This window comes from Williamsia herbipolensis (assembly GCF_036153515.1).
GTDB lineage: Bacteria > Actinomycetota > Actinomycetes > Mycobacteriales > Mycobacteriaceae > Williamsia_A > Williamsia_A herbipolensis.
Genome location: NZ_CP108021.1, coordinates 4,412,654 through 4,437,240, shown reverse-complemented (window position 1 = coordinate 4,437,240; position 24,587 = coordinate 4,412,654). Strand labels below are relative to the sequence as shown.

Below are 24,587 nucleotides of genomic sequence, written 5' to 3'. Positions count from 1 at the left end.
GAGCCTCGTCATGCCCGAAGCCGTCATCGTCTCCACTGCGCGCTCGCCCATCGGCCGAGCCGGCAAGGGCTCGTTGAAGGATCTCCGCCCCGATGAACTGGCCCGCCAGATGGTGCAGGTCGCACTCGACAAGGTGCCCGCACTCGACCGCGCCGACATCGAGGACATCCACCTCGGCATCGGTCAGCCGGGCGGACAGGGCGGCTTCAACATCGCCCGTGTCGTCGCCGTGGAGCTCGGCCTCGATCACGTCCCCGGCGTGACGGTCAACCGCTACTGCTCGTCGTCGCTGCAGACCACCCGTATGGCGCTGCACGCCATCAAGGCCGGCGAGGGCGACGTCTTCATCTCCGGCGGCGTGGAGAGCGTCTCCAGTTTCGCCGTGGGCAGCGCCGACGGCTGGCCCGACAGCAAGAACCCGCTGTTCGACGAGGCCATGGCCCGCACCGACAAGGCCGCACAGGGCGGCGCCCCCGCGTGGACCGATCCGCGCGGCTCGGGCCTCATCCCCGACGTCTACATCCCGATGGGGCAGACCGCCGAGAACGTCGCCTCCATGACCGGCATCTCGCGTGAGGACCAGGACCGCTGGGGTGTGCTCAGCCAGAACCGCGCCGAGGAGGCCATCAAGTCGGGCTTCTTCGAGCGCGAGATCGATCCGGTGACCCTGCCCGACGGCACCGTGGTCTCCACCGACGACGGTCCGCGCGCCGGCACCACCTACGAGAAGGTGTCTCAGCTCAAGCCGGTGTTCCGTCCCGACGGCACCATCACCGCCGGCAACGCGTGTCCGCTCAACGACGGCGCCGCGGCGCTGGTCATCATGAGCGACACCAAGGCCAAGGAACTCGGCCTCACCCCGCTGGCGCGCGTGGTCGCGACCGCGGCGACAGGCCTGTCGCCGGAGATCATGGGTCTCGGTCCGATCGAGGCGATCCGCAAGGTGCTCAAGAACACCGGGATGTCGATCTCCGACATCGACCTCGTCGAGATCAACGAGGCGTTCGCCGTCCAGGTGCTCGGTTCGGCCGCCGAGCTCGGCATCGACCACGACAAGCTGAACGTGTCGGGCGGTGCGATCGCGCTGGGTCACCCGTTCGGCATGACTGGTGCGCGGATCACCACCACGCTGCTGAACAACCTCACCACCCACGACAAGACCTTCGGCATCGAGTCGATGTGCGTCGGCGGCGGTCAGGGTATGGCGATGGTGCTCGAGCGCCTCAGCTGAGAGCACCTCTCCCGCAACGCAGAGAACCCCGCACCCCCTTCGAGAGGGTGCGGGGTTCTCTGCGTCATCGGGTGCTAGTCGGAGTTGAAGTAGCTGAGCAGTCGCAGGATCTCGACGTACAGCCACACCAGGGTGACGGTGAGGCCGAGGGCGATGCCCCAGGCTGCCTTCTCCGGTGCGCCGGCGCGGATGAGGCGGTCGGCGGAGTCGAAGTCGACGAGGAAGCTGAACGCCGCCAGGCCGATGCAGACCAGCGAGAAGATGATGGCCAGCGGGCCACCGTCGTACAGGCCCAGGCCCGAGCCGCCGTTGAAGAAGCCGACGACCAGGTTGCCGAGGATGAGGACGATGACGCCCATCATCGCGGCGAACAGCATGCGGGTGAAGCGCGGGGTGACGCGGATGGCGCCCGTCTTGTAGACGACGAGCATGCCCGCGAAGACACCGAACGTTCCGAGGACGGCCTGCCCGATGAGCACCCCGGCGGAGATGCCGCTGACCGCGTAGTTGGCGAACACGAACGAGATCGCGCCGACGAACAGACCCTCGAGCACCGCGTAGGAGAGCACGATGGCCGGGTTGTCCTGCTTGCGCCCGAAGGTCGCGACGAGGACGAGCGCGAGGCCGCCGAGCGCGCCGATCAGCAGCAGCGGCATCGCCAGGCCCTCGTTCTGGTGCACGAGGAAGTAGGAGATGATTGCCGACACGATCAGGACGCCGAGGGTGCTGGCGGTCTTGGTGACGACGTCGTCGATGGTCAGTGAGCGGGAGCCGACCGGCTGCCCGGGGCGGGCGTAGGGGTCGACCTGCTGGGGCTGACCGGCCTGGCCGAACACGGCTCCCTGGCCGGCACCGGCCATCCCGGTCCCGAACCCGGCATAGCCACCCGCCTTCTGGTTGTCGCGGAGGACACCCCGCATCACCGGATTGCTACTTTCTCGCACCGTCTGGTCCCTTCGATTCGTCTGTGATCTCCTCGCCCCTGACCGACTGGTCGAGCGATTACCCGTTCAACGACCGAGGTCGTCGGTGAGTTCCGGTTCGACTTTACTTCCTCTTGACCTTTGTCGCAGAAAGCCGTGGCGACGACACCCGCGTCCGCGCGCCCCGGGCGACAGGCGGGCGGGCCGGGGACCTGGTGATGCCCCCGCGACGCGGTGCCGAGTCGTCGGTCTCCCCCGGCGGGCGCGGCGGAGCGGGGAGGCCGGGTTCGGCGAGTCCGAAGCGGTCGTGCAGTCGACGCAGAGGTGCCGGTGCCCACCAGTTGGCCCGCCCCGCGAGCTTCATGATGGCCGGCAGCAGCAGCATGCGGACGAGTGTCGCGTCGACGAGGACGGCGATCATCAAACCGAGCCCGAACATGCGCATGAACGACACCTGCGACGCGACGATGCCCGCGAACACGATCGCCATCAACACCGCCGCCGCGGTGACGACGCGGCCGGTGCGGGCCAGTCCGTAGGCGACCGCGGTCTCGCTGTCGACCCGGGTGGCGCGGCCGGTGCGCAGCCACTCCTCGCGTATCCGCGACAGCAGGAACACCTCGTAGTCCATCGAGAGTCCGAAGGCGATGCAGAACATCACGACCGGCATCGTCGCCGCGAGGGTCCCGGTGACCGTCGTCCCGAGACCACCGAGGTGACCGTCCTGGAAGATCCACACCATCGCGCCGAAGGTCGCGCTCAGCGAGAGCACGTTGAGCACCAGCGCCTTGAGTGGCAACAGGATCGAGCCGGTCAGCATGAACAGCAGCAGCACGGTGGTGATCGCGATGACCCCGAGCACCAGGGGCAGGCGGTCGGTGATCGCGGCGACGTTGTCGACGTTCTGTTGTGCGAGCCCGGTGAACAGCACGGGGGTGTCGGCGGGGCGCGGCACCGCGCGCAACGCATCGAGTTGTCGTGTCCCGGCCGAGGAGAACGGATCGAGCGCGGTCGAGATGGTGACGAACTGCCCGGCCGAGCCGCTCGCCCCCGGGTCGCCGCTGCCCTCCTTGCGGTTGTCGACGTAGGAGGCGGCGGCCGTGGTCACCGACTCGACATCGGCGACCTGTGACAGTTGCGCGGCGTAGGTCTCGATCGCCGTGTTCGCCGCAGCATCGGTTCCCACCCGCGGCAGCACGGCGGTGACCGTCGAGGACGCGTTGGTCTGGAACGCCGTCCGCAGCTGCTGCCCCACCTGATAGGTCGACGCCGACGACGGCAACACGCGTTCGTCCGGGAAGCCGAGCTTGATGCCGAGGAAGGGGGCGCCGAGGAGCAGGAGGAACGCGGTGATCACGACTCCGATCACGAGCGGACGCCCGAACACGACGCGGGTGGTGCGGTAGAAGATCGAGGTCTCGGGCGTACCCGGCGTCGGCGGCGGTCTGCGGAACAGGCGACGTAGGGGGCGGCGGACGTCACCGGCGTCGACGCGGTCACCGAGCACGGTGAGGATGGCCGGGGTGAGGACGAGGGCGGCGATCGCGGCGAGCGGGATCACCCCGAGACCGGCGTAGGCGAACGAGCGTAGGAAGTACATCGGGAAGATCGCCATCGCCGAGAGCGCCAGGGCGACGGTGACCGCGGAGAAGATCACCGTGCGACCGGCGGTCATCATGGTGCGCAGCAGGGCCTGTGGGCGGTCGAACCCGTTGCCGATCTCCTCCCGATATCGGGTGACGATCAGCAGGGTGTAGTCGATCGCCAGCGCGAGACCCAACGCCGTGGCCATGTTGAGCGCGAACACCGAGACGTCGGTGAACGAGGTCAACACACGCAGGATCGCGGCGGTGCCGATGATGGACACGATGCCGATCGCGATCGGGATGGCCGCGGCGACGAGCCCACCGAACACGAAGACGAGCAGCGCGAAGCTGATGGGGATGGCGATCGCCTCGGCGATGGCGAGATCGCGGGAGGTCTGGTCGTTCACCTGGCGGTAGGCCAGCGCCTCGCCGCCCACGGTCACGGTGATGCCCGAGGTGTCGCGGAAACGGTCGGCGATCTCCTGGGCGTGGCGGGCGCCGTCACGTTCACCGCCCAGCACCGAGAACACGATCAGGCCGGTGCGGCCGTCGGTGCTGCGCAGAGATGCACCGAAGTCGGGGTTCTGCCACAGCGACACGATCGGTTGCTGCACAAAGGAATCGGTAGACAGCGATTTCGTGATGTCACCGGCGAGGTTGGTGGCGGTGGCGTCCGAGCCGATGTCGCCGTCGGCAGGCATCCGCAGGGCGATGACCACCTGGAGTCCGCCGCGACCGAACGCCGACTCGAGCATCTGGTCGGCCCGCGCCGATTCCGACGACGGGTCGCTGTAACCGCCCGCCGACAGGTGGGATGCGACGCCGATGCCCAGCACGCCGCACACGGCGACGAACACGACGGCGATCGCCAGGACGACACGGGGTGCGGCGGTCACCCGACGGGTCGAACGGGCGAGCACGCTGATGGCCTCCGGCTACGAGATCGACGCTGTGATCAATCGGTGGGGATTCGTCAACGTAGCAGCCGAGGCTGAGAACGCCGCGGGGCGCGAGTCAGCGACGACCGACGCCGTCGCGGGTGAGGTGATAGCCGCGTTCGAAGGCCAGCATCCGGTCGCGCTCGACGTCGTAATAGCAGCGCCGGAGCAGCGAGTCCCGCAGTTCCGGGGCCACGATGCGGCTGAGGCGGAACAGCCGCGGCATCAGCGGCGCCGGCATGTCGGCGATGAGCCGGTCGAGCGCCGCACCGTACATCGGCGCCATCCGCAGGTAGTCGGGTCGGAACTCCTTGTAGTGACGCGTGTCCCGGTAGTGGACGTCGTAGACCTCGGCCAGCGCGCGGTGCATGTCCTCGTTCATGTGGGCCTGTGCTGCGCTCACCACGCCTCCGGCCATATGCCGGAATCGGCGACCGTCACCGATCTCGTCGCACGCACCCCACGCCGCCCGCCAGCGCGGTGGCACCGGGCCGTCGGTGCGATAGCTGTGCAGAACCGAGACATGCCGGCGATGGATCGCCGCCAGCAGGCGCAGCACCCACTCGGGTTCGGCGAAGACCTCGGCGTCGACCAGGCGGAGCAGTTCCTCGGTGGTCAGCTCGACCATCCGGGCGAACCAGTACTTGGGGTCACCCTCGGCGGCGAGTTCGGCGGCGAGGTGCCTCTGGTGTTCGAGTTGCCGCCCCGCCTCGGGGCGCAGCAGCATCGCCGTCGAACGGCGTGGACGTCGTCGCGACGCGGGGCGGCCGCGATCGGATGTCGCCGGCAGCAGCTTCGACTGGGCCGACAACCCGGCGAGGGAGCGTTCGAGTCCTCGTCGCACACCCGGTTCTGCGAGGGCGCCGAACTTGGAGACGAAGTCGACGTCGACGGTGTAGCGGACCGCGCACCCGTCGTCCTTGGGATCGATGTCGATGCGGCAGTGGTAATTACGCAGAACAGCCGGGCTCTTGTAGACGACGTAGTCAAATCGATGCGGCTCGTCGGCCACGGTGACCACCTCGTGCACCGTGTTCCACACCGGGGTGCCGAGGTTGACCTCGCGCATCGCGCCGGGCCGGTCCATCCGGTCGTCCCCACCCGGATCCTCGACGGTGGTCAGCACCGGCGACCAGGTGTTCTTCTGCGCCGGATCGGTCAGCAGCTTCCACGCCTGCTCCACGGAACAGTCGAGATCGGTGGCCATGTCGATGCGCGTCATGAGGTGTCAGCGTTCCAACTGTTCGTCTGTACGAGGGGTGGGGAGAATGGTGTCGCTCTCGACGATCGAAGTCAAGATGTGTCGGAACCCCGCGGCCGACCGCTCACGAACATCTCAACCTTGACACAGCCTCCCCCGGCCCGTCGACCGTTTCCCGACGTTCGGTGTAGGTCACAAGCAACTGTCCGACCTGTCGCGATTCCCACTGCGAGTCGATGAGATGCTGTGTGTCAGAAAACAGGTGGTTACCCACAGCAACGGCCCCCATAGCCCAATTGGCAGAGGCAGCGGACTTAAAATCCGCCCAGTGTCGGTTCGAGTCCGACTGGGGGCACTTCTCCACACAGCGCACTCACGGTGCGCTGCGACTGCGATGATCACCCGATGCAGATGAAGCTCGAGCTCGTGATCGTCCCGGTGTCCGATGTGGACCGGGCCAAGGCGTTCTACGTCGACACCCTGGGCTTCACCCTCGACGTCGACGTGACGCCGTTCGACGGCGCACGGGTGGTGCAGGTGACGCCGCCTGGGTCGGCGTGCTCGCTGGGCTTCGGATCGGGCCTGGGGGCCTACGACGAGATGGCGCCCGGATCGGTGAAGGCGCTGCACCTCGTGGTGGCCGACATCGACGCCGCGCGAGCCGAACTCGCCGACAGGGGTCTCGAGATCGGGGAGGTGAACGACGTCGGCGGCGGCGTGCGGTACGCCGGGTTCGCCGATCCCGACGGCAACTCGCTCACGTTGCAGGAGATGGCCTGGCGCACCGGCGACGCCTTCTGACAGGGCGCGACCTTGCGCTATGGTGAATAGCATAATAGCGTGGCGGCCATGACCACCACCGCCCTGTCGCTGTCGAGTCCGCTCACCCTGCCGTGCGGACAGGTGTTGCCGAACCGCATCATGAAATCGGCACTGAGCGAGGGCCTCGGCACCGACGACCACTCCCCCGACGTCCGGCTCGAACGCCTCTACGCCCGGTGGGGTTCGGGCGGCTACGGCCTGCTCGTGACCGGCAACGTCATGGTCGACCGCCGCTTCCTCGGCGAACCCGGCAACGTCGTGATCGAGGACGACCGTGACGCCGACGCGCTCACGCGATGGGCCAAGACCGCGAAGGACGGTGGATCGCCGATCTGGATGCAGCTCAATCATCCGGGACGCCAGGGCAATCCGATCACCACCGACGGCCGGACGGTCGCGCCGTCGGCGGTGGGTGTCACCATCCCGGGCATCCCTGCTCCACGGGAGCTCACCGATGCCGAGATCCACGACATCATCGAGCGCTTCGCCACCGCCGCGACCGTCGCCGAGGAATGCGGGTTCGACGGCGTCCAGATCCACGCCGCCCACGGGTATCTCGTGTCGCAGTTCCTCTCCCCGCTGTCGAACCTGCGCACCGATGCGTGGGGTGGCGACATCGACCACCGGGCGCGCTTCCTACTCGAGGTGGTCCGCGCGGTCCGTGCGGCGGTGGCTCCCGGTTTCGCGGTCGCGGTGAAGCTCAACTCCGCGGATTTCCAGCGCGGTGGTTTCACCGAGGACGAGTCCCGTGCGGTGGTCGAGATGCTCTCCCGCGAATCGATCGACCTCATCGAGATCAGCGGCGGGAGCTACGAATCCCCCGCGATGATGGGCAAGCCGAGCACCGCCTCGGCGAGCACACGCGCCCGCGAGGCCTATTTTCTCGACTACGCCGCGACGGTTCGCGCGGCCGCACCCTCCACTCCGATTGCCGTCACCGGCGGATTCCGCAGCGAGACAGCCATGTCGGAGGCCATCGGTTCCGGAGACTGCGACGTCGTCGGCCTCGGCCGACCGACCGCGGTGGTTCCCGAGTCCGCGCACCGTGTCATCTCGGGGCGGACCCCTGTGCTCGATTCCGCCGACCTCTCCCTCCGGCTGCCCAGCCGACTCCGGACCTCGCCGAGCGTGAAGTCGATCGAGGGTGCACTCGACCTCCAATGGCACACCGACCAGCTGCACGCCATGGGCGCAGACCGCGAGCCGGATCCGCAACGGCCACTGCGCAAGACAGCGGTCACCACGGTCAAGCGCAACGGTATCGACGCCTTTCGCAGCAAGCGGGCCGTCACGGCCGGGGCGTCACAGCAGTCCGCGGTGCGCAAGTTCCGCCGAGAACGCCTGATCGGACGCTACGTGGCGAACCCGACTGTCCTGACGCTGCGGAAGCTGGGCGTCCGCACACACCTCGCCACCGAACTCGAGACCATCGGCCGTACGACCGGACTCGCTCGTAGGGTGCCGGTCGCCGCCGCCTTCGACGACACCGGTGCGTGGGTGATCAGCCAACACGGGCGACGGTCGGGATGGGGCCGCAACATAGAGTCCGACCCCGAGGTGCGCATCATGCAGGGATCCACCTGGCGGACGGGTCAGGCGACATTCCGACCCGACGACGACGTCGTCGCGCGTTCGCGGACCTTCTCGAGCAATCCGGTTCTCGCGTCGCTGAACGCTGCCGGATTCCGCGCGCTGCAGAGTGATCCGATCTCGGTGCGCATCACCTTCACCGACTGACGCGCCGCGGGGATCACCGGTCCTGCGACGGCTCCGAATGCGGGTACTCGCGCAGGTACTTGGTCCGTCGTACGCGGGCGATGTGCTCCTGAAGGGTGCGATCGCCGCGGGCGCGGGCACTTGCGCGCAGCGAGTAGATCGCGACGCCGTACAGCACCACCCACAGAGCAAGCGAGATCGGCGCGAGCACCGCGTGCTGCGTCGCGATGCCGGCGATCCCGAGAGCAAGGCCCGCCGATCCCAGCATGAAGGCGATCCAGACCACCGCGCCCCACCGGGAGGCCTTCGTCAGGCGGGCACGGCGGCCGCGGGCGTCATCGGATCCAGAACCAGCGGTTCTCGTTGCTCGGGAAGCCATGGTTCCTCCTCGGGTGTCGAAGTGCGTGAGCGGCGAACCACACGGCCGCCAGTACTGAACATAGCGTCCAACTTCCCACCCGACGCCGCTATTCCACCGCCGTGGCGCGATCCGATGACGTCGCTCACTCGAATCCGTGGATCACCGCAGCCATGTCGTCCTTGCCGTGACCGGCCTCCGATGCGGCCGCGAAACGCGCCCCGATCGCCCGCATGACCTCGGAGTTCATCTCGTTGCCGTCCATCGCGTCGGCGATGAGGCCGGCGTCTTTCTGCGCCCCGTCGAGCCCGAAGGAGGCCTCGAGCTCGCCCGTGATCATCGCCTCACCTTTGAGCTGTGCGTAGCCACAGTCGAGGGGCCCGCCCTTGATGGATCCGAGGAACTGACGCGGATCGAGATCGAGGTGCTGGGCGAGACCGACCGCCTGCGCGGTCGCCGTCGTCACCGACAACACCCACGAGTTGGCGACCAGTTTGAGCCGATGACCGTCCCCGGGTTCGGTGCCCACCCACACGGTCTTCGCGCCGATGGCGTCGAACACGGGTTTCACCGTGTCGCGGATGTCCTCCGGTCCGCCGGCGAGCACGGTCAGGGCCCCGGTCTCCGCGGGCTTACGAGTGCCCAGCACCGGAGCATCCACGTAGGTCACATCGTGTTCCTCGGCGAGTGCGGCGAGGCGGCGCGTGCCGTCGAGCCCGACGGTCGACGTCTGCACCCACGGGACGCCGTCGCCGAACGACGGGAGAACCTGCTCGGCGACCTCGGCGACCGAGTCCGCGTCGAAGAGCATCGTGACCACGATGTCCGCGTCGCGCACAGCCGATTCGGGGTCGTCGGCGACACGCGCCCCGACGTCGGCCAGCGGCGCGGCCTTCTCCGGGCTGCGGTTCCACACCACCACGTCGAGTCCGTGCCGCAGCATGCTGCGGGCCATCCCCGCCCCCATCAAGCCTGTGCCGAGCAATGCAACCGTGGTCATGCGCGTCCCCTCATCGTGTGTCGAGCTGGCGTGTGTCGTCCTGTGATGAGTCGACGGTGCGGTGACATCTGCACGCGCCGATCCATGACAGCTGTCACTGGTTCGTCGCCTCCGTGGGAGCAACGGTGGTGTGCATGAGAAAAGTCCTCCGTTCGGTGCCCCACAGCCCCGCCGTGGGCCTGTACTTCCTGGCCCCGTTGATCGCCGAGTTCTTTCTCGGCGACTTCCCCATCGTCATGCTCCCACTGCTGATCCCTCTGAGCCTCTGGTACGGCGGAGGCGCTCTGCTGATCCGCGAGATCGTCCGTCGCCGCGGGCTCGGTTGGCGGTCCGTCCTCCTGCTGGGTCTGGCGTTCGCGATCATCGAGGAGGGACTGCTCACGATGTCGCTGTTCAACCCCGACTACGCCGATCAACGCCTGCTCGACCGCGGCCACATCGCGATGCTGGGGATCGGGGTGCCGTGGACGATCTTCGTGCTCGCACTCCACGTCGGGTGGAGTGTCGCGACACCGATCGCACTCATGGAGATCGCCCTACCGGGTCGACGCACCGAACCGTGGTTGAGCGGGCGGGCCCTGCGTGCCGTCATCGCGATCACGGTGGTCGGGGCGGTCGTCGTGTTCGGCACCAACTACCCGGCCTACGGCCACTTCATCGCCTCGGCCCCGCAGTTGATCGTCTCCGCTGCGATCGCTGCGCTCCTCGTCGCGATCGCCCTGCGGGCGCACGGCTCGACCCGCGTCGACATCGGGCAGGCGCCGCGGGCAGGCGTCGTGGTCGCCACGACGATGCTGTGCGCGGGCGCCTTCCATCTCGGCATGCATGCGCCGACCGCGGCGGCGATCGTCATCATGATCGGCGCCATCGCCGCGCTGCTCACCGCGGTCGCCGCCTGGTCACGCCGCACGGGCTGGGGTGCCACCCAGGTGTTCGCGGTCGCGGCCGGAATGCTGCTCACGTACTCCTGGCGCGCGTTCACCGCCGGGTACGGTTCGGGGACAGCCGATCTCGTGGTGTCGCTGGTGAGCTACACCGTCTACGCCATCGCCGCGGTGGCGATCCTCGCCACCTGCCTCCGCCGGATGACCGCCGCGCCGGTCGGCGCTCAGCTGTCGGCGTGATCTGCCGTCGAGCCGTCGGCGGCGGTGTCGGCGGAGGGCTTCTCGTCGACGGGCTTGTCGTCGACGGGCAGGGGCCGCGCCACCGCCCACACGGCGAACAGGGCAGCCACAGCGACCATGATGAGTCCCACCCAGAGGTTCGCCCGGGTGCCGGCCTCGAGATCGACGGTGTTGGCATCGCCGGGTTGATGCGACTGCACCCCGAGGACGTCGGGGATGATCCCGGCGACGACCAGCACGATGCCGTAGATGCCGATCAACAACGCGATGATCATGCGGATGTCGAACAGCCGGGCGAGGATTCGCATCTTCCGGCTGGTGCTCGGATGGGGTTGCGTGGTGATCATGATGTGCTCCTGCGTGATGTCGAGAGGCCTGTCGAGGTCAGTGGAAGGCGATGTTGAGGGCGACCACCATCACCAGGGCGATGCCCGCGAGCGGGACCGGTCGCTTGAACCACGCGTCACCGGCATCGGCCGGGTCGGTGAAGTGTGATGCCGGGGTCTCGGAGTACACCAGCCCCACGAGTTCTTTCACCGGCTTCGCCGCGGTCATCGAGCTCACCACGACGCTCACGACGATGTCGACGACGAACGCCGCCGATGCGGCCACGAACGGCATGCCCTGACCCGGCAGGTTGATCACCCCGGTCTCGGACAGCACGAAGACGAACACCGCCGACAGCGTTCCGGCCACCAGGCCCATCCATCCCGCGGTGGGGGTCATGCGCTTCCAGAACATGCCGAGCAGGAACGTCGCGAACAACGGGGCGTTGAAGAACCCGAACAACGTCTGCAGGTAATCCATGAGATTCGAGTAGCCCGACGCGATGAGCGCGGTGAAGATGGCCAGCACCGTCGCACCGACCGTCGCCAGGCGACCCACGGTGATGTAGTAGTTGTCGGGCTTGTTCTTCACGATGTACTGCTGCCAGATGTCGTAGCTGAACACGGTGTTGAACGCCGAGATGTTCGCCGCCATACCGGCCATGAACGAGGCCAGCAGTCCGGCCACCGCCACACCGAGCAGGCCGTTGGGCAGGATGTCGCGGATCATCAGCAGCATCGCGTCGTTGTAGGTCACGTCGGCGGCGTTGGGCCCGCTCTTGAGCGAGATCATGTCGCCGATCACCGCGGCGCAGATCATGCCGGGGATCACCACCACGAACGGGATGAACATCTTCGGGATGGCGCCGATGATGGGTGCGCGTCGCGACGCCGACATCGAGTTCGACGCCATCGCCCGCTGCACCTCGACGAAGTTGGTCGTCCAGTAGCCGAACGACAGCACGAAACCGAGTCCGAACACGATGCCGATGACCGACCACACGGGACTGTCGAAGCCGCTCAACGCATTACCGGGCCACGATGACATCTGCTCGCCGATGCTCGCCGTCACCTTGCCGTCGGTGGTGGTGTCGACGATCTTCTCCTTGAGACCGTTCCACCCGCCGACCTTGATGAGCCCGAACACGGTGAGCGGCACGAGCGCGGCGAGGATGACGAAGAACTGCAGCACCTCGTTGTAGATCGCCGCCGAGAGTCCGCCGAGTGCGGTGTAGGTCAACACGATCGCCGCGGCGACGATCAGCGACACCCACTGGCTCCACCCGAGGATGACGTTGACGATGGTGGCGAGCAGGTAGAGGTTGACGCCGGCGATGAGGACCTGGGCAACGGCGAAGCTGATCGCGTTCACGAGGTGCGCACCGGTGCCGAAACGCCGTCGCATGAACTCGGGGACGCTGCGCACCTTCGAGCCGTAGTAGAAGGGCATCATCACGACGCCGAGGAACAGCATCGCGGGGATGGCGCCGATCCAGTAGTAGTGCATGGTCGCCAGACCGATCTGCGCGCCGTTGGCCGACATGCCCATGATCTCGACCGCGCCGAGATTGGCCGAGACGAAGGCGATTCCGGTGACCCACGCGGGGAGCCGTCGCCCGGAGAGGAAGAAGTCCAGACTCGAGGAGATCTGGCTGCGCGCCATGTACCCGATCCCGAGGACGAACACGAAATACAGCGCGATCAGCACGTAGTCCACTGCTCCGGCGTTGAGCCGGAGCACGGAGTCCGAGGCGACGTTCATTCGACAGCTCCTTCGATGCACGAACAACCGGCTACGTGAGCCAGGTCACTTCGCCCAACAACCTCACACATTTACAAACAAATAGCAACACGCGAGATGTTTGATACTGTTCGGGTCTGATCGCCGACCGAGGGAGACCGGATGCTCGCAGCGCAGCGACGTCGACGGATCCTCGACGTGCTCGAGCGTGAGGGCACCGTGCGGGTGAGCGTGCTGGCCGACGAGTTCGGCGTGTCGGAGATGACCGTGCGACGCGACCTCGACGCCCTCGAGAGCGGAGCCGCGCTGCACAAGGTGCACGGTGGCGCCGTCGCCCGCACCAACCGCGGCGAGGAACCGTGGTCGGAAACCAAAGCCGCACAACAGCGCAGCGAGAAGCAGTCGATCGCCGCGGCGGCGATGGACGTGATCGACGACGGCATGACGCTCGCGATCAGTGCCGGCACCACGACCCTCGAGGTGGCCCGCCGACTCCACGAGCGGTCGTCGATCACCGTGGTCACCAACTCGATCTCGGTGTTCCAGGAACTGACCGATCCGCACACCCGGCCCGGCCACGGCCCCGAGGTGTACCTCACCGGCGGGTCGCGTACCCCGTCGAACGCGTTGGTGGGCCCGATCGCCGAGGCGGCGCTCGCGGCGTTCCGCGTCGACCTCAGCATCCTCGGCGTGCACGGTCTCGACCGCGACGCCGGACTCACCACGCCGAACATGGCCGAAGCGCAGACGAACCGACGACTCATCGACATCGGACACCGCCTCGTGGTGGTCGCCGACCACACCAAGTACCAGGAGGTGGGCGCGCACGTGATCGCCACACTCGATCGTGTCGACACCCTCGTCGTCGACGACGGGCTGACCGCGGCCGCACGCGCCGATCTCACCGACATCGTCGACGACGTCCGCGTGGCGCAGACGCGGGGCGACGCATGAGCGACATCGCGATCCGCCCCGCCGACACCGTCGCCCACCTCGCCGACGGACGTGACCTGTTGTTCTTCAGCCTCCCCGGACGCGACCCCCGTCCCGTCACCGATCTGCGACCGCTCCCGGCACGTGACGGCCTGCAGTCGGAGATCCGCCTCGATCGGGCCACCGGCCACTGGGTGGCGATCGCCGCCCTGCGCCAGGACCGCACCTACAAGCCACCCGCCGATCAGTGCCCGCTGTGCCCCTCGCCCTCCGGGACCGACAGCGAGGTGCCCGCCCACGACTACGACGTCGCGGTGTTCGAGAACCGTTTCCCCAGTCTGTCCGGCGCACAGCTCGATTCGACCTTCGTGCTCCCCGCCGAGACGACCGAGACGCCCGTGTCCGCGGTGGGGCATGGCCGCTGCGAGGTCATCTGCTTCTCCAGCGATCACCAGGCGTCGTTCGCGTCGCTGGATCACGCGCACGCCCGGCTGGTGGTCGACGCCTGGAGGAGTCGGACCGCGGCCCTGTCGGCGTCACCCGGGGTCGCCGAAGTGTTCTGTTTCGAGAACCGCGGTGAGGACATCGGCGTCACGCTGACCCACCCGCACGGCCAGATCTACGCCTACCCGTACCTGACGCCACGCACGCGGTCGATGCTCGATCAGGCGTCCCGCCATCGAGCGGCCCACGACCGCAACCTGTTCGGCGACATCCTCGCCACGGAGATCTCCGACGGCGCGCGTATCGTCTCGCGCTCCGAGCACATGACCGCATTCGTGCCCTTCGCCGCCCGCTGGCCGGTGGAGGTGCACATCTACCCGCACCGCCGCGTCCGCGACCTCACCGAACTCGACGACGCCGAGCTCGATGCCCTCACCGACACCTACCTGCAGATCCTGCGCACCTTCGATGCCCTCTACCCGACACCGCTGCCCTACATCGCCGCGGTGCACCAGTATTCGTCGGATTCCGAGCAGGCCGAGGGCTACCTGCACATCGAGTTGATGTCGGTGCGGCGATCGGCGACCAAACTGAAGTTCCTCGCCGGGTCGGAGTCGGCGATGGACGCCTTCATCACCGACGTGACGCCCGAATCGGTCGCCCGCCGTCTCCGCGACACCATCGCCGAGGCCGGCGCGTGACCGTCGTCGCGTCGGCGCCCGGACGGGTGAACCTTCTCGGTGAACACACCGACTACAACCAGGGTCTCGCGCTCCCCATCGCCCTGACCGCGCGCACGGAGGTCCGCTGGTCACCCGATGGCTCCGGCCACCTCGTGGTCGACGCCGAGGGATACGGGCAGCTGACGATCCCCGTCGGCGCCACCCCCGGAGAGGTCGACGGATGGGCCGCCTACGTCGCCGGTGTCGCGTGGTCCCTGGGCGTCGAGGGGCGACCGGTGACGGGTGGGCGGCTGCACATCACGAGCGACGTCCCCGTCGGCGCCGGACTCAGTTCATCGGCGGCACTGCAGTGTTCGCTCATCGGCGCTTTCACCGTGGCCACCGGGGTGCCCGACCGACTCACCTGGGCGCGTATCGCCCAGCGCGCGGAGAACGACTTCGTGGGCGCCCCGACCGGTTTGCTCGACCAGCTGGCGTCGCTGCACGGTGTCGCCGACCGGGCCCTGCTGATCGACTTCGACTCACTCACGGTCGACCCGGTCCCGTTCGACCCCACCACCGCCGGCGTGACCCTCGTCGTCATCGATTCCCACATCACCCACGGCCACGCCGGCGGCGAGTACGCCGCCCGTCGTGCCTCGTGTGAACGGGCCGCCGCCGACCTCGGACTGCCGAATCTGCGCGCGGTGGCCTCGGGACATCCCGACGTCGTGCTGTCCGCGGTGCACGACGACGTCGACCGACGACGGGCGCGCCACGTGCTCACCGAGAACACCCGCGTCCTGCGCGCATGCGAGGCGCTGCGAGACGGTGACCTCGCGGAGGTCGGCGCGATGATGGACGCCTCCCACACCTCCATGCGCGACGACTTCGAGATCACCACGCCCGGAATCGATCTGATCGCGGAGACCGCACGCTCGGCCGGCGCGCTCGGCGCTCGGATGACCGGCGGCGGTTTCGGTGGATGCGTGATCACCCTCGTCGGGACGGCACGCGTCGACACCCTCGTCGCGTCGGTGGTCGCGGCCGCGGAGCGCGCGGGTGGGCCCACACCGACCGCGTTCACCGCGCGCGCCGGGCGGGGCGCCTCGGTCGATCAGTTGCGCTGATCGCCGCGGCCCGCGGCTCCGACGATGGACGCGAGGTGCTCGGGGCAATCGCGCATCAGGTTGTGGCCGCCCGGCAACGCGTGTGTGGTCCACGTCGGATCATCGGTTAGTCGGCGATGGGTCGGTGCGAACGGAGTTCCCTCCCACCCGGCCGCGAACACGTAGACCCGCTCGCCGATCGCCGAGAGATCCGCACGCAGGGTGATGCGCTGCATCAGCGAGGCCAGCGGATGGGCCGACGCCCGGGGATCGAAGAACGGCATGGGCGGTACACCGAAACCCGAGGCGTCCACCTCGGAGTACCACTGTCGCTGTTCGTCGTTGGTGAGCATCCAGCACGATTCGCCGTCGCGGGGCACGAACGCGTCGAGGTACACCGCGGCCACCACACGTTCGGGGGCCCGCAGTCGGTCGACGACTCCGGTGATCACCATGCCGCCGTAGCTGTGCCCGACCAGCACCAGCGGATCGTCGGAGGCATCGGCGGCGAGCGCTGAGACCACGTCGTCGATGTGGGTCTGGAGGTTCACGCCGCGATGGGCGAGGTGAGCCCTCTCGGACACCCCGGTCAGGGTGTAGGCGAGGACGCGGTGCCCCGCCGCGCGCAGTGTCGCGGCGAGCTCGTCGAAGCACCACGCGCCGTGGCAGGCTCCGGGTATCAGGACGTAGGTGGGTTGCTGGGTCATGGTCTCTCCCTTCCACCCTCCACGCTCGCCGCCCCAGATCCATAAGTCCAATACATCTTCGATCTTCAAACCATAAGCTCTCACTATGGAACTGCGTCAGCTCGAATACCTCGTCGCCGTCGCGGAGGAGGCCAACTTCACCCGCGCTGCGGACCGTTGTCGTGTCGCGCAACCGGCCGTCAGCGCCCAGATCGCGCGCCTGGAACGCGAGCTCGGCCGCCCTCTCTTCGACCGGAGTCGGCGCGTCGTCCGACTCACCGACGCCGGACTGGCGGCACTGCCGCATGCACGCGCCGCCCTCGCGGCCGTTGCCGACGTCGCCGCCGCCGTCGACGAGGTCGGTGCCGTGATCCGTGGAACCCTGCGCATCGGGACCGTCGCATCGCACGACGTCGATCTCGCGTCACTCCTGGCGGACTTCCACGATGCGCACCCCGCCGTCGAGATCTCCCTGAGTACCGACGATTCCGACGCGTTGATCGCACAGCTGCGTGACGGCCGGATCGACGTGGCGATCGCGTCGATGGCGGTCGACGAGACACCCGCGTCCCTCGCGGTCGAGACCATCACCGATCAGGCGATCGTCGCGGCGGTCTCGACCGGCCACCCCCTCGCGGCGCATACGTCGGTGGGACTCGACGAGCTCGTGGGGCTCCCGTTGATCGCCCTGCCGCGCGGAACAGGTCTGCGTCGACAGTTCGACGGTGCGTGCGCAGCCGCCGGGGTGTCGGTACGCATCGCCTTCGAGGCCGGGACACCGCCCGCGCTGGCCGACCTGGCCTCCCGCGATCTCGGTGTCGCGATCGTCCCGGAATCCCTCGCCCGCGCTCGGCCGGACGTCACGTGTGTCGAACTGCGTCCGCAGACCCGGGCCCGCCTGGTGTGGGCGTGGCGGGGCGACGGCCGCGTCGACCCCGCCACCGGGGCCTTCCTGCAAAGCGCTCGCCGGCCCGACACGGGTCGGGGACACTGACCGGGTGACCCGACAACGATGGGCGCTGCGTGCGCTCGGTGCCGCCGCCGTCCTCACGACCGTGTCCGCCGTCGCGGCCTGCGGCAGCGACTCCCCCGCGTCCACCTCGTCATCCGACGGTCCGCCCGCGGTCAGTGTGAGCGGCACCGGCGAGGTGGAGGGTGCTCCCGACACCCTCACCGCGCAGATCGGCGTGGAGACGCAGGCCGGCGACGTGACCGCCGCGATCGGGGCTTCGAACGCCGCGATCACCACCGTGACGAACGCCGTGGTGTCGGCGGGGGTGAGCCGGGCCGACGTGCAGACCCAGCAGGTGTCGATCACGCCGCAGTACTCCGGCGCCCTCCCGGGTGGGACCAACGCCATCTCGGGCTACCAGGCCACGAACACGCTGCGCGTGACGGTGCGTGACCTGTCGAAGGCATCGACCGTTCTCGGTGACGCCGTCTCGGCCGGCGGCAACGCGGCCCGACTCTCCGGGGTGTCGTTCCGGGTCGACGACAACTCCAAGCTGCTCTCCGACGCACGGTCTCGCGCCTTCGCCGACGCGAAGAAGCGGGCGGAGGAGTACGCCAAGCTGTCGGGCAGCGACCTCGGCAAGGTGCTCTCGATCAGTGAGAACGTCAGCGGACAGGAGCAGTCGTCGACCGCCGATTCGGCCCGCAGCGCACAGAGTCTCGCCGTCCCCATCGAGCCCGGTCAGCAGACGGTGAGTGTCTCGGTGAACGTGAAGTGGGCCCTGAACTGAGCCCGCGGGGTGTGACCGGCGTCAGAGCCGGTCGAGGATGAGGTCGGTTTTGAGGATGTCGCCGTGGTAGAGCCATCCCTTGCCGTCGGCGATCGAGATCGCCTGCGACCGTAGGTTCGACGCCTCCGACCGGGTGTCGACGGTGAACGAGAACTCGATCACGGTCTGCGTCCCCGATCCCGACGCCGCGGGCACCGTCAGCACCTCGATACTGGGTGCCGTGCCCTGCCACGATCCGCTGTAGACCTTCGTGGTCACCGGGCCGTGGGCCGCGGACTCCGAGAGCCGGTCGGTCCCCCAGTTCTTCGACGTCCAGTCGTCGAGTTTGCCCGGGATGTTCGACACCAGCAGCCCACGCGCGGTCGATTCGCCGGGCAGCGTGGTGCCGGAGTATGTCGACGCACTCGACGATTTGTCGTTGCTGAAACTGAGCTCCTGCTGCGCGTAGCCCCAGTCGACCTGTGCGTCGTAGTTGGTGTCGGACGAGTCGAAACCGGCCGAATTGGCCGTGCTGAGAGCGGCGTCCACGTTCCCGTTCGTGACGTCGAAACGCTTCTTGTAGTTCAACTCCAGGTCCTTGCCGCTCTTGTGGCGCAGCCGCACGCTCCATCCCTGCCCCTTGAGCGCACGCGAGCCGGTGTCGAAGTACTCGTACGACCGCGTCGAAGCCGTGGCCGACAGACCGAACGCCGATCGCACCGCGGACGTCGGGACACCCGAACCGTCGATCGCGGAGGCGAGGAAGTCCAGCTTCACCTCGTAGTCGGGGACGGCATTCGCGTCGGCGTGGGCAGTCGCGGTGGCGGCGCCGAACGAGACGGCCAGGGACGCGGAGACGATCAGTACGCGCAGGCGGTGTCGGGTCATGGCCGGGACCGTAAGCCGCACTCATGAACGGCCGGTGGTCTCGACGCTCGCCGGCCGTTCACCGCCTCGTCACCCGACCGTCGCCCTGTCTTGGTAGGCCTTCGCGATGCACACGGACCGAAAGACACTGTTCCGCAGCACCATGACGGTCGTCGCCATCACCGGGATCGTCGCGGCCGGTGCGTGTTCCTCGGACTCGACGGACACGTCCGCGAACGGGCTGACCGCCACGACAGGACAGCCGACCACCTTCACCGCGGCCCAGGTGCTCGCGGCCACAGGCGGCGCGACGCCCGTGCGCTTCGCGCAGCCGGTCCACGGGACCATCCGGCCCGCGGCGAACGGTGGCATCACCTACACGCCGGCGGCCGGGTACTCGGGCACCGACACCATCTCCGCCACCACGTCCGACGCGGTGTCGCTGTACCCCTCCGACATCGCGCCGCTGACCACGATCGGTGGGGTGCCGATCGGCGGGAGCGCCTTCGGTTCGGCGTTGACCGCTGTCCCCGGCAGCACGACCGAGTTCTACGGTCTCACCGACCGTGGCCCGAACGTCGACGGGCGCACCGACAGCGAGAAGGTGTTGCCGCTGCCCGAGTTTCATCCCGCCATCGGTCGCTTCCGTCTCGTCGCCGGTCGCGCAGAACTGGTCTCGACGATCACCCTCGAGGGCACCGACGGTCAGCCCCTCAACGGCCTGGTCGATCCCCAGGCCACCACCGGCGAGACCCTCGTCGATCTCTCCGGTGCGGCGCTGCCGACGTCCGATCACGGCCTCGACACCGAGGGCCTCGTGGCGCTACCCGACGGAACGTTCTGGATCTCCGACGAGTACGGGCCCTTCATCGTGCACGTCGATGCCACCGGCCGGGAACTCGATCGCCTGTCCCCCTTCGACGGATCCCTGCCCCGCGAGCTCTCACTGCGCACGCCGAATCAGGGCATGGAGGGCCTGACCGTCACACCGGACGGCACCACCCTCGTCGGCATCATGCAATCGGCGCTCAGGACACCGGGACTGTCCGGATCGGCGAAATCGGTTCCGGTGACACGCATCGTCACCGTCGACCTCCGCTCGCGCGCGGTGTCGGAGTACCTCTACCCCCTGGCGAATCCGCAGAAGACGAAGGTCGCGGTCTCGGAGATCACCGCCCTCAGCACGACGCGCTTCATCGTCGACGAACGCGACGGCAAGCTCGAACCCGGGGCCGACAAGAAGCTCTGGCTCGCCGACATCTCCGGCGCGACCGATGTCGGGCCCCGCTCGCGTGTGGCGGGAAGTCGCTACGCCCCTGACGCCGGCGGACTGCTGGTGGGCAACCGTCCCATCGAGACCGCGGTCGGTGTCACGACCGACACCGACGCCGTCGCGCGCCTGCGATCGATGGGGATCGTCACGGCGGGCAAGACACTCGACGTCGACCTCGGCGGACTCGTCACCGGACTCGACCCCTCGGGCGGCTTCTTCGGCCACGACAAGATCGAGGGCGTGACGGCCCTCGACGGAGGCAAGCGTCTGGCGATCTCGAACGACAGCGACTTCGGGCTCGCCGGACTCGCCTCCGCCACACCACCGTTCACCCTCGAACCGAAGACCCTCGCGAACGGGCTCCAGGATTCCGGCGAGATCCTCGTCGTCGACACCACGAAACTGCCCGCAACGACACGTAACACCGACATCTCGGTCACCGTGCGGTGACCCCCGCGGCCAGGGCCGCGAAGTCTCTACGATGGCGAGATGCGACGCATCGTGATCGCCGTGGCGATCATCGCCGTCGCGCTTCTCGTGGGCGGGTCGGTCACATCGACCTCGACCGACCTCTCCCCCAATCGACGAGTCGCCGCGGTGTTCGTCGGTGACACCGACCGACACACCTGCACGGCCGAGTCGATCCACTCCACCACCGGCGACCTGATGCTGACGGCCGCCCACTGCGTCTCGGCGATCACCGCACCACTGCACGTGGTGCCCGGTTATGCCGCGGGCCGAGAACCGTTCGGGTCATGGTCGGTCACCGCCATCTATCTCGACCCGGCCTGGATCTCGGGCCAGGACGACAACCACGACTTCGCGGTACTGCGCGTCGCCCCGCCACCCGGGAAACATCGCCGATCTCTCGAGGCCGCCACCGGTCGCGGCTTCTCGTTCCTGCCGTTTCGCGCGGGTGTCGGGGTACGGGTGATCGGATACGGCGCGGGCAGCGGCGACTCACCGGTCGGATGCCGCGGATCGACCCGCATCGCGCGCGGGGCCCCGACCATCACCTGTCGCGGGCTCGTCGACGGGACGAGCGGCTCGCCGTGGCTGGTGAAACGGTCCATCATCGGGATTGTCGGCGGCTTCCACCAGGGCGGATGCGTCAGCTTCATCTCGCACTCGCCGATACTCTCCGACGGTCTGCCCGCGCTCATCGCCCGCGCGGAGCGCAAGGGACCCGGCGACACCCCGCCCTCGACGGTCCCGGACGACTGCTGACGCACCCGATCGGCGCGGTCGGTGCGCAGTTTCAGTAGAGGTAGACGACCGCGTCATCGCCACCGGTGCAGGTCACGGTGGGCCCCTCTGCCGCGCACATCATCCGGATGGTCTCACCGGTCTCCGGACTCGTGGCCGAGATCGGCCGCGGCAGCTGCCCGGGCCGGCCGCTGCGCGCGTAGGCGATCCGCACCTCCTCGGCGAAACCACAACTGGTCGCCGAGTTCCCCACCGACGACGCCCGGTAGAGGCCGGTGCGGGCGTAGCGGATGGGACAGGGGGTCGAGCCCTGCGGTGCACCCGACGCCGTGGTGACCGGTGCGCGGGACGGCGACGAGCTCGACCGCGACGACGAGGACGAGGGCGAGGCCGAGGCCGACGGGACGGATGACAGCGTCTCCGACGTGCCGTCCGGTGTCGTGGCGGTCGTCGTCACAGACGCCGCGGGAGCACCCGTGGGGAAGGTCCCGGCGGTGCTCGACCGTCCGAGCACCACGTAGCCGATGACCGCCGCGAGACCGATCACGAAGGCCAGGGCGAGGATCCCGACGAGAACGAGCGCACCGCGAGAGGGATTGGGGCGCCGGGGTGGCTCGGGCACGTCGGTCATGGTTGCTGATCCTAAGGTGATCGGCCCGCGAAACGCGCCCGTCAGGTCCCGTCGGTGCGCCAGGAACGCATGCCGAGGATGACCATGATCAGCTTGCGGCGGGTGCGTTCGAACAGTTCGTGATCGCCGGTCGGATCACGCCGGTTCGCGTCGAGCAGTTCCGCGACCGCCTGCAGTATCACCGTGACGATCAGATCGGCCGCGAGTTCGAGATCCTCCGCGCCCCAGCGGGCCATCTCGGGAATGCGGGAGAGATCGATCGCGAGCTCTTTGACGAACAAGCGGAGCTCGGTGTCGATCGCGCGTCGGATCTCGGCGACCCCGCCGTGCTGCTCACGCACGAGGAAGCGGAACTGGGCCTCGTTGTCGCGAACCTGCCGGACGACGATCGCCAGCGAACTCTGGGCGGTGGGGACGGCATCGCGCGCAGCGAGGTCGCGTCGACCGTCGCGCAGCATGGTCCGCAGTACGCGCATCGAGTCCTCGACGAGCGTCACACCGAGGTCCTCCATGGAGGCGAAGTGCCGATAGAAGGCGGTGGGCACGATGCCCGCGGCCTTCGCGACCTCGCGCAGGCTGAGACTCGAGAAGCTGCGATCGACGACGAGGGCGAGGGTCTCGTCGAGGAGCGCCGACCGCGTTCTGCTCTTCCGCGCCGACCGGCTCTCGGTGGCGTCGACCGCGGCCGGACGACTCGCCGACCGAGACGCGCCGGACGTCCGCGAGCTCCGAGACGCCCGCGTCGTCAGGTCATCTACAGGGCGCGGCACCAGGCAAGTCTAGGCAGAACCGCTGCGTCCACACGTCCGACATGGCCCCCGGGAGTGAACTGCGTCACATGCGCGAAGGGTGTGTGACGGCCCCGACCGACCTCCGCCCTTGACCACTGCCCACCATCGAGTGGCACACTATCGGTGTACAAGTGTTCACCGAAATGGCTCGGCCCGCCGCTGTACCCCACACTCTCCCATCCTGATGGAGGCACCGATGTTCGAACGCTTCCCCGCCCTGTTCGGCTCCGTGATCGAAGCCGCGCTCGCCCCCCACCCCGTCGACCGATATCTCGAACTCGTCGACCCCATGATCACGTGGAGCGATCTGCGCGCCAAGGTCGTCGAGGTCCGCCGTCCCACCCCGCGCGCCGTCACCCTGGTGCTGGCCCCCACACGCCAGTGGACCGGCTTCCGCGCAGGTCAGTACATCCAGCTGAGCACCGTCATCAACGGCGTGCGCCACACCCGATGCTTCTCGCCGGCCAACGCCGAGAGCGGTCGCGACGGCCGGGTCGAGCTCACGATCACCGCCCACGACGACGGATTCGTCTCCAGACACCTGCGCGATAACGCGAAGGTCGGCGACGTCGTCGGCCTCACCCCTGCCACCGGAGACTTCGTGCTCCCCGAGCAGCGCCCCCGCAACGCGGTGTTCATCAGCGGCGGAAGTGGGGTGACACCTGTTCTCTCGATGTTGCGCACGCTCGTCGCCGAGCGTCACACCGGCCGGATGACCTTCATCCACTACGCCGCCTCGCCCGACGACGTCGCCTACGCCGCCGAGCTCGTCGATCTCGACCGGCTCCACGACGCCGTCACCGTGCACACCATCCACACCCGCCACGCGGTCGACGGCGCCCGCCACAGCGGTCACCTCACCGACGAGCACCTGACCGATCTGGTGCCCGACCTCGCCGACGTCGAGGTGTTCGTCTGCGGCCCTGCGGGACTCATGGACGCGGCGCGGGAGTTCTTCGACGTCCGCGGCCTGGGCGATCGGGTCCACAGCGAGGCGTTCACCGCGCCGGCATCCTTCGCACCCGATCCCGACGAGCCGGTGAGCGGCACGCTGCGCTTCGCATCGTCGAAGACCGAATCCGACAACGACGGTCGCACCATTCTCGAACAGGCCGAGGCCGCCGGGTTGACCCCGGAGTTCGGTTGCCGCATGGGGATCTGCTTCTCGTGCACCGCACCGAAGAAGTCGGGATGCACGCGCAACGTGCTCACCGGCGAGATGGACACCGAATCCGACAAGCACATCCAACTCTGTATCTCCGCGCCGGTCGGCGACGTCGAGATCGACATCTGAGAAA

General features: G+C 68.4%; 23 protein-coding genes and 1 tRNA gene. 13 read left to right on the top strand and 11 right to left on the bottom strand.

The annotated features are described in order from the left end of the window. Window positions 1-10: 10 nt before the first annotated feature. A complete protein-coding gene (locus tag OG579_RS20675) occupies window positions 11-1,231 on the top strand; it encodes an acetyl-CoA C-acetyltransferase (protein ID WP_328857482.1) in 1,221 nt (406 codons plus the stop codon). Between the two features lie 74 nt (window positions 1,232-1,305). Here the strand turns inward: OG579_RS20675 and OG579_RS20670 are convergent, their stop codons facing one another. The 3 genes from OG579_RS20670 to OG579_RS20660 all read right to left on the bottom strand — a co-directional run bounded on the left by OG579_RS20670 (window position 1,306) and on the right by OG579_RS20660 (window position 5,900). Continuing rightward, on the bottom strand, window positions 1,306-2,175 hold the full coding sequence (locus OG579_RS20670; RefSeq protein ID WP_328857481.1) for a Bax inhibitor-1/YccA family protein: 870 nt from the start codon (window positions 2,173-2,175) through the stop codon (window positions 1,306-1,308). 103 nt (window positions 2,176-2,278) lie between these two features. Further along, the gene (locus tag OG579_RS20665) at window positions 2,279-4,660 is read right to left on the bottom strand and encodes an MMPL family transporter (protein ID WP_408068708.1); all 2,382 of its coding nucleotides are present in this window, start codon (window positions 4,658-4,660) and stop codon (window positions 2,279-2,281) included. 94 nt (window positions 4,661-4,754) lie between these two features. After that, window positions 4,755-5,900 carry an SRPBCC family protein gene (locus OG579_RS20660; RefSeq protein ID WP_328857479.1) on the bottom strand — a complete coding sequence of 382 codons (1,146 nt, stop codon included), beginning with the start codon at window positions 5,898-5,900 and terminating at the stop codon, window positions 4,755-4,757. A gap of 260 nt (window positions 5,901-6,160) precedes the next feature. Here OG579_RS20660 and OG579_RS20655 point away from each other — a divergent pair. The 3 genes from OG579_RS20655 (at window position 6,161) to OG579_RS20645 (ending at window position 8,438) form a co-directional block, all read left to right on the top strand. Beyond that, window positions 6,161-6,234, top strand: a tRNA-Leu gene (locus tag OG579_RS20655). A 50-nt stretch (window positions 6,235-6,284) separates the two neighbouring features. After that, window positions 6,285-6,680 carry a VOC family protein gene (locus tag OG579_RS20650; protein WP_045822030.1) on the top strand — a complete coding sequence of 132 codons (396 nt, stop codon included), beginning with the start codon at window positions 6,285-6,287 and terminating at the stop codon, window positions 6,678-6,680. 48 nt (window positions 6,681-6,728) lie between these two features. Then, window positions 6,729-8,438 (top strand): nitroreductase/quinone reductase family protein, encoded by a 1,710-nt coding sequence (locus OG579_RS20645; protein WP_328857478.1) that lies wholly within the window; start codon window positions 6,729-6,731, stop codon window positions 8,436-8,438. Window positions 8,439-8,451: 13 nt separating this feature from the next. On the opposite strand, the gene OG579_RS20640 is transcribed toward OG579_RS20645, so the two are convergent. Beyond that, window positions 8,452-8,796: a hypothetical protein gene (locus OG579_RS20640; RefSeq protein ID WP_150116425.1), complete on the bottom strand. Its 345-nt coding sequence runs from the start codon at window positions 8,794-8,796 to the stop codon at window positions 8,452-8,454. Window positions 8,797-8,920: 124 nt separating this feature from the next. After that, window positions 8,921-9,898 carry an NAD(P)-dependent oxidoreductase gene (locus OG579_RS20635; protein WP_328857477.1) on the bottom strand — a complete coding sequence of 326 codons (978 nt, stop codon included), beginning with the start codon at window positions 9,896-9,898 and terminating at the stop codon, window positions 8,921-8,923. Window positions 9,899-9,909: 11 nt separating this feature from the next. Between OG579_RS20635 and OG579_RS20630 the strand changes: the two genes are divergently transcribed. Beyond that, window positions 9,910-10,899, top strand: a complete 990-nt coding sequence (locus tag OG579_RS20630; RefSeq protein ID WP_328857476.1) for a hypothetical protein — start codon at window positions 9,910-9,912, stop codon at window positions 10,897-10,899. Here the strand turns inward: OG579_RS20630 and OG579_RS20625 are convergent. Further along, complete coding sequence (locus OG579_RS20625) at window positions 10,884-11,246, bottom strand: hypothetical protein (protein ID WP_328857475.1); 363 nt, start codon at window positions 11,244-11,246, stop codon at window positions 10,884-10,886. The two genes, OG579_RS20630 and OG579_RS20625, sit on opposite strands and share 16 nt — an antisense overlap. Before the next feature lie 37 nt (window positions 11,247-11,283). Next, the gene (locus OG579_RS20620; protein WP_055791628.1) at window positions 11,284-12,987 is read right to left on the bottom strand and encodes a sodium:solute symporter family protein; all 1,704 of its coding nucleotides are present in this window, start codon (window positions 12,985-12,987) and stop codon (window positions 11,284-11,286) included. 141 nt (window positions 12,988-13,128) lie between these two features. Between OG579_RS20620 and OG579_RS20615 the strand changes: the two genes are divergently transcribed. The 3 genes from OG579_RS20615 to galK are packed head-to-tail and all read left to right on the top strand — an operon-like array spanning window position 13,129 to window position 16,135. After that, window positions 13,129-13,920: a DeoR/GlpR family DNA-binding transcription regulator gene (locus OG579_RS20615; protein ID WP_328857474.1), complete on the top strand. Its 792-nt coding sequence runs from the start codon at window positions 13,129-13,131 to the stop codon at window positions 13,918-13,920. Further along, window positions 13,917-15,044 (top strand): galactose-1-phosphate uridylyltransferase, encoded by a 1,128-nt coding sequence (gene galT, locus OG579_RS20610; protein WP_328857473.1) that lies wholly within the window; start codon window positions 13,917-13,919, stop codon window positions 15,042-15,044. Before OG579_RS20615 ends, galT begins: the two co-directional genes overlap by 4 nt. Continuing rightward, entirely contained in the window at window positions 15,041-16,135 is a 1,095-nt protein-coding gene (galK, locus tag OG579_RS20605) for a galactokinase (protein ID WP_328857472.1), read from the top strand. The genes galT and galK overlap by 4 nt, the downstream gene beginning before the upstream one ends. On the opposite strand, the gene OG579_RS20600 is transcribed toward galK, so the two are convergent. Then, the gene (locus OG579_RS20600) at window positions 16,123-16,821 is read right to left on the bottom strand and encodes an alpha/beta fold hydrolase (RefSeq protein ID WP_328857471.1); all 699 of its coding nucleotides are present in this window, start codon (window positions 16,819-16,821) and stop codon (window positions 16,123-16,125) included. The two genes, galK and OG579_RS20600, sit on opposite strands and share 13 nt — an antisense overlap. Before the next feature lie 85 nt (window positions 16,822-16,906). On the opposite strand from OG579_RS20600, the gene OG579_RS20595 reads away from it, so the two are divergent. Further along, window positions 16,907-17,794 carry a LysR family transcriptional regulator gene (locus OG579_RS20595; RefSeq protein ID WP_328857470.1) on the top strand — a complete coding sequence of 296 codons (888 nt, stop codon included), beginning with the start codon at window positions 16,907-16,909 and terminating at the stop codon, window positions 17,792-17,794. Window positions 17,795-17,798: 4 nt separating this feature from the next. Continuing rightward, window positions 17,799-18,542 carry an SIMPL domain-containing protein gene (locus tag OG579_RS20590; protein ID WP_328857469.1) on the top strand — a complete coding sequence of 248 codons (744 nt, stop codon included), beginning with the start codon at window positions 17,799-17,801 and terminating at the stop codon, window positions 18,540-18,542. 21 nt (window positions 18,543-18,563) lie between these two features. On the opposite strand, the gene OG579_RS20585 is transcribed toward OG579_RS20590, so the two are convergent. Continuing rightward, entirely contained in the window at window positions 18,564-19,409 is an 846-nt protein-coding gene (locus OG579_RS20585; protein WP_328857468.1) for a hypothetical protein, read from the bottom strand. A gap of 106 nt (window positions 19,410-19,515) precedes the next feature. Between OG579_RS20585 and OG579_RS20580 the strand changes: the two genes are divergently transcribed. Together OG579_RS20580 and OG579_RS20575 are read left to right on the top strand one after the other, a co-directional pair. After that, on the top strand, window positions 19,516-21,111 hold the full coding sequence (locus OG579_RS20580; protein ID WP_328857467.1) for an esterase-like activity of phytase family protein: 1,596 nt from the start codon (window positions 19,516-19,518) through the stop codon (window positions 21,109-21,111). Window positions 21,112-21,150: 39 nt separating this feature from the next. Next, window positions 21,151-21,888 carry a trypsin-like serine peptidase gene (locus OG579_RS20575; RefSeq protein WP_328857466.1) on the top strand — a complete coding sequence of 246 codons (738 nt, stop codon included), beginning with the start codon at window positions 21,151-21,153 and terminating at the stop codon, window positions 21,886-21,888. A 31-nt stretch (window positions 21,889-21,919) separates the two neighbouring features. On the opposite strand, the gene OG579_RS20570 is transcribed toward OG579_RS20575, so the two are convergent. Together OG579_RS20570 and OG579_RS20565 are read right to left on the bottom strand one after the other, a co-directional pair. After that, window positions 21,920-22,498 carry a hypothetical protein gene (locus OG579_RS20570; protein WP_328857465.1) on the bottom strand — a complete coding sequence of 193 codons (579 nt, stop codon included), beginning with the start codon at window positions 22,496-22,498 and terminating at the stop codon, window positions 21,920-21,922. Between the two features lie 41 nt (window positions 22,499-22,539). Next, on the bottom strand, window positions 22,540-23,268 hold the full coding sequence (locus tag OG579_RS20565) for a TetR family transcriptional regulator (RefSeq protein WP_328857464.1): 729 nt from the start codon (window positions 23,266-23,268) through the stop codon (window positions 22,540-22,542). A gap of 217 nt (window positions 23,269-23,485) precedes the next feature. On the opposite strand from OG579_RS20565, the gene OG579_RS20560 reads away from it, so the two are divergent. Then, entirely contained in the window at window positions 23,486-24,583 is a 1,098-nt protein-coding gene (locus OG579_RS20560; RefSeq protein ID WP_328857463.1) for a ferredoxin reductase, read from the top strand. Window positions 24,584-24,587 lie beyond the last annotated feature (4 nt).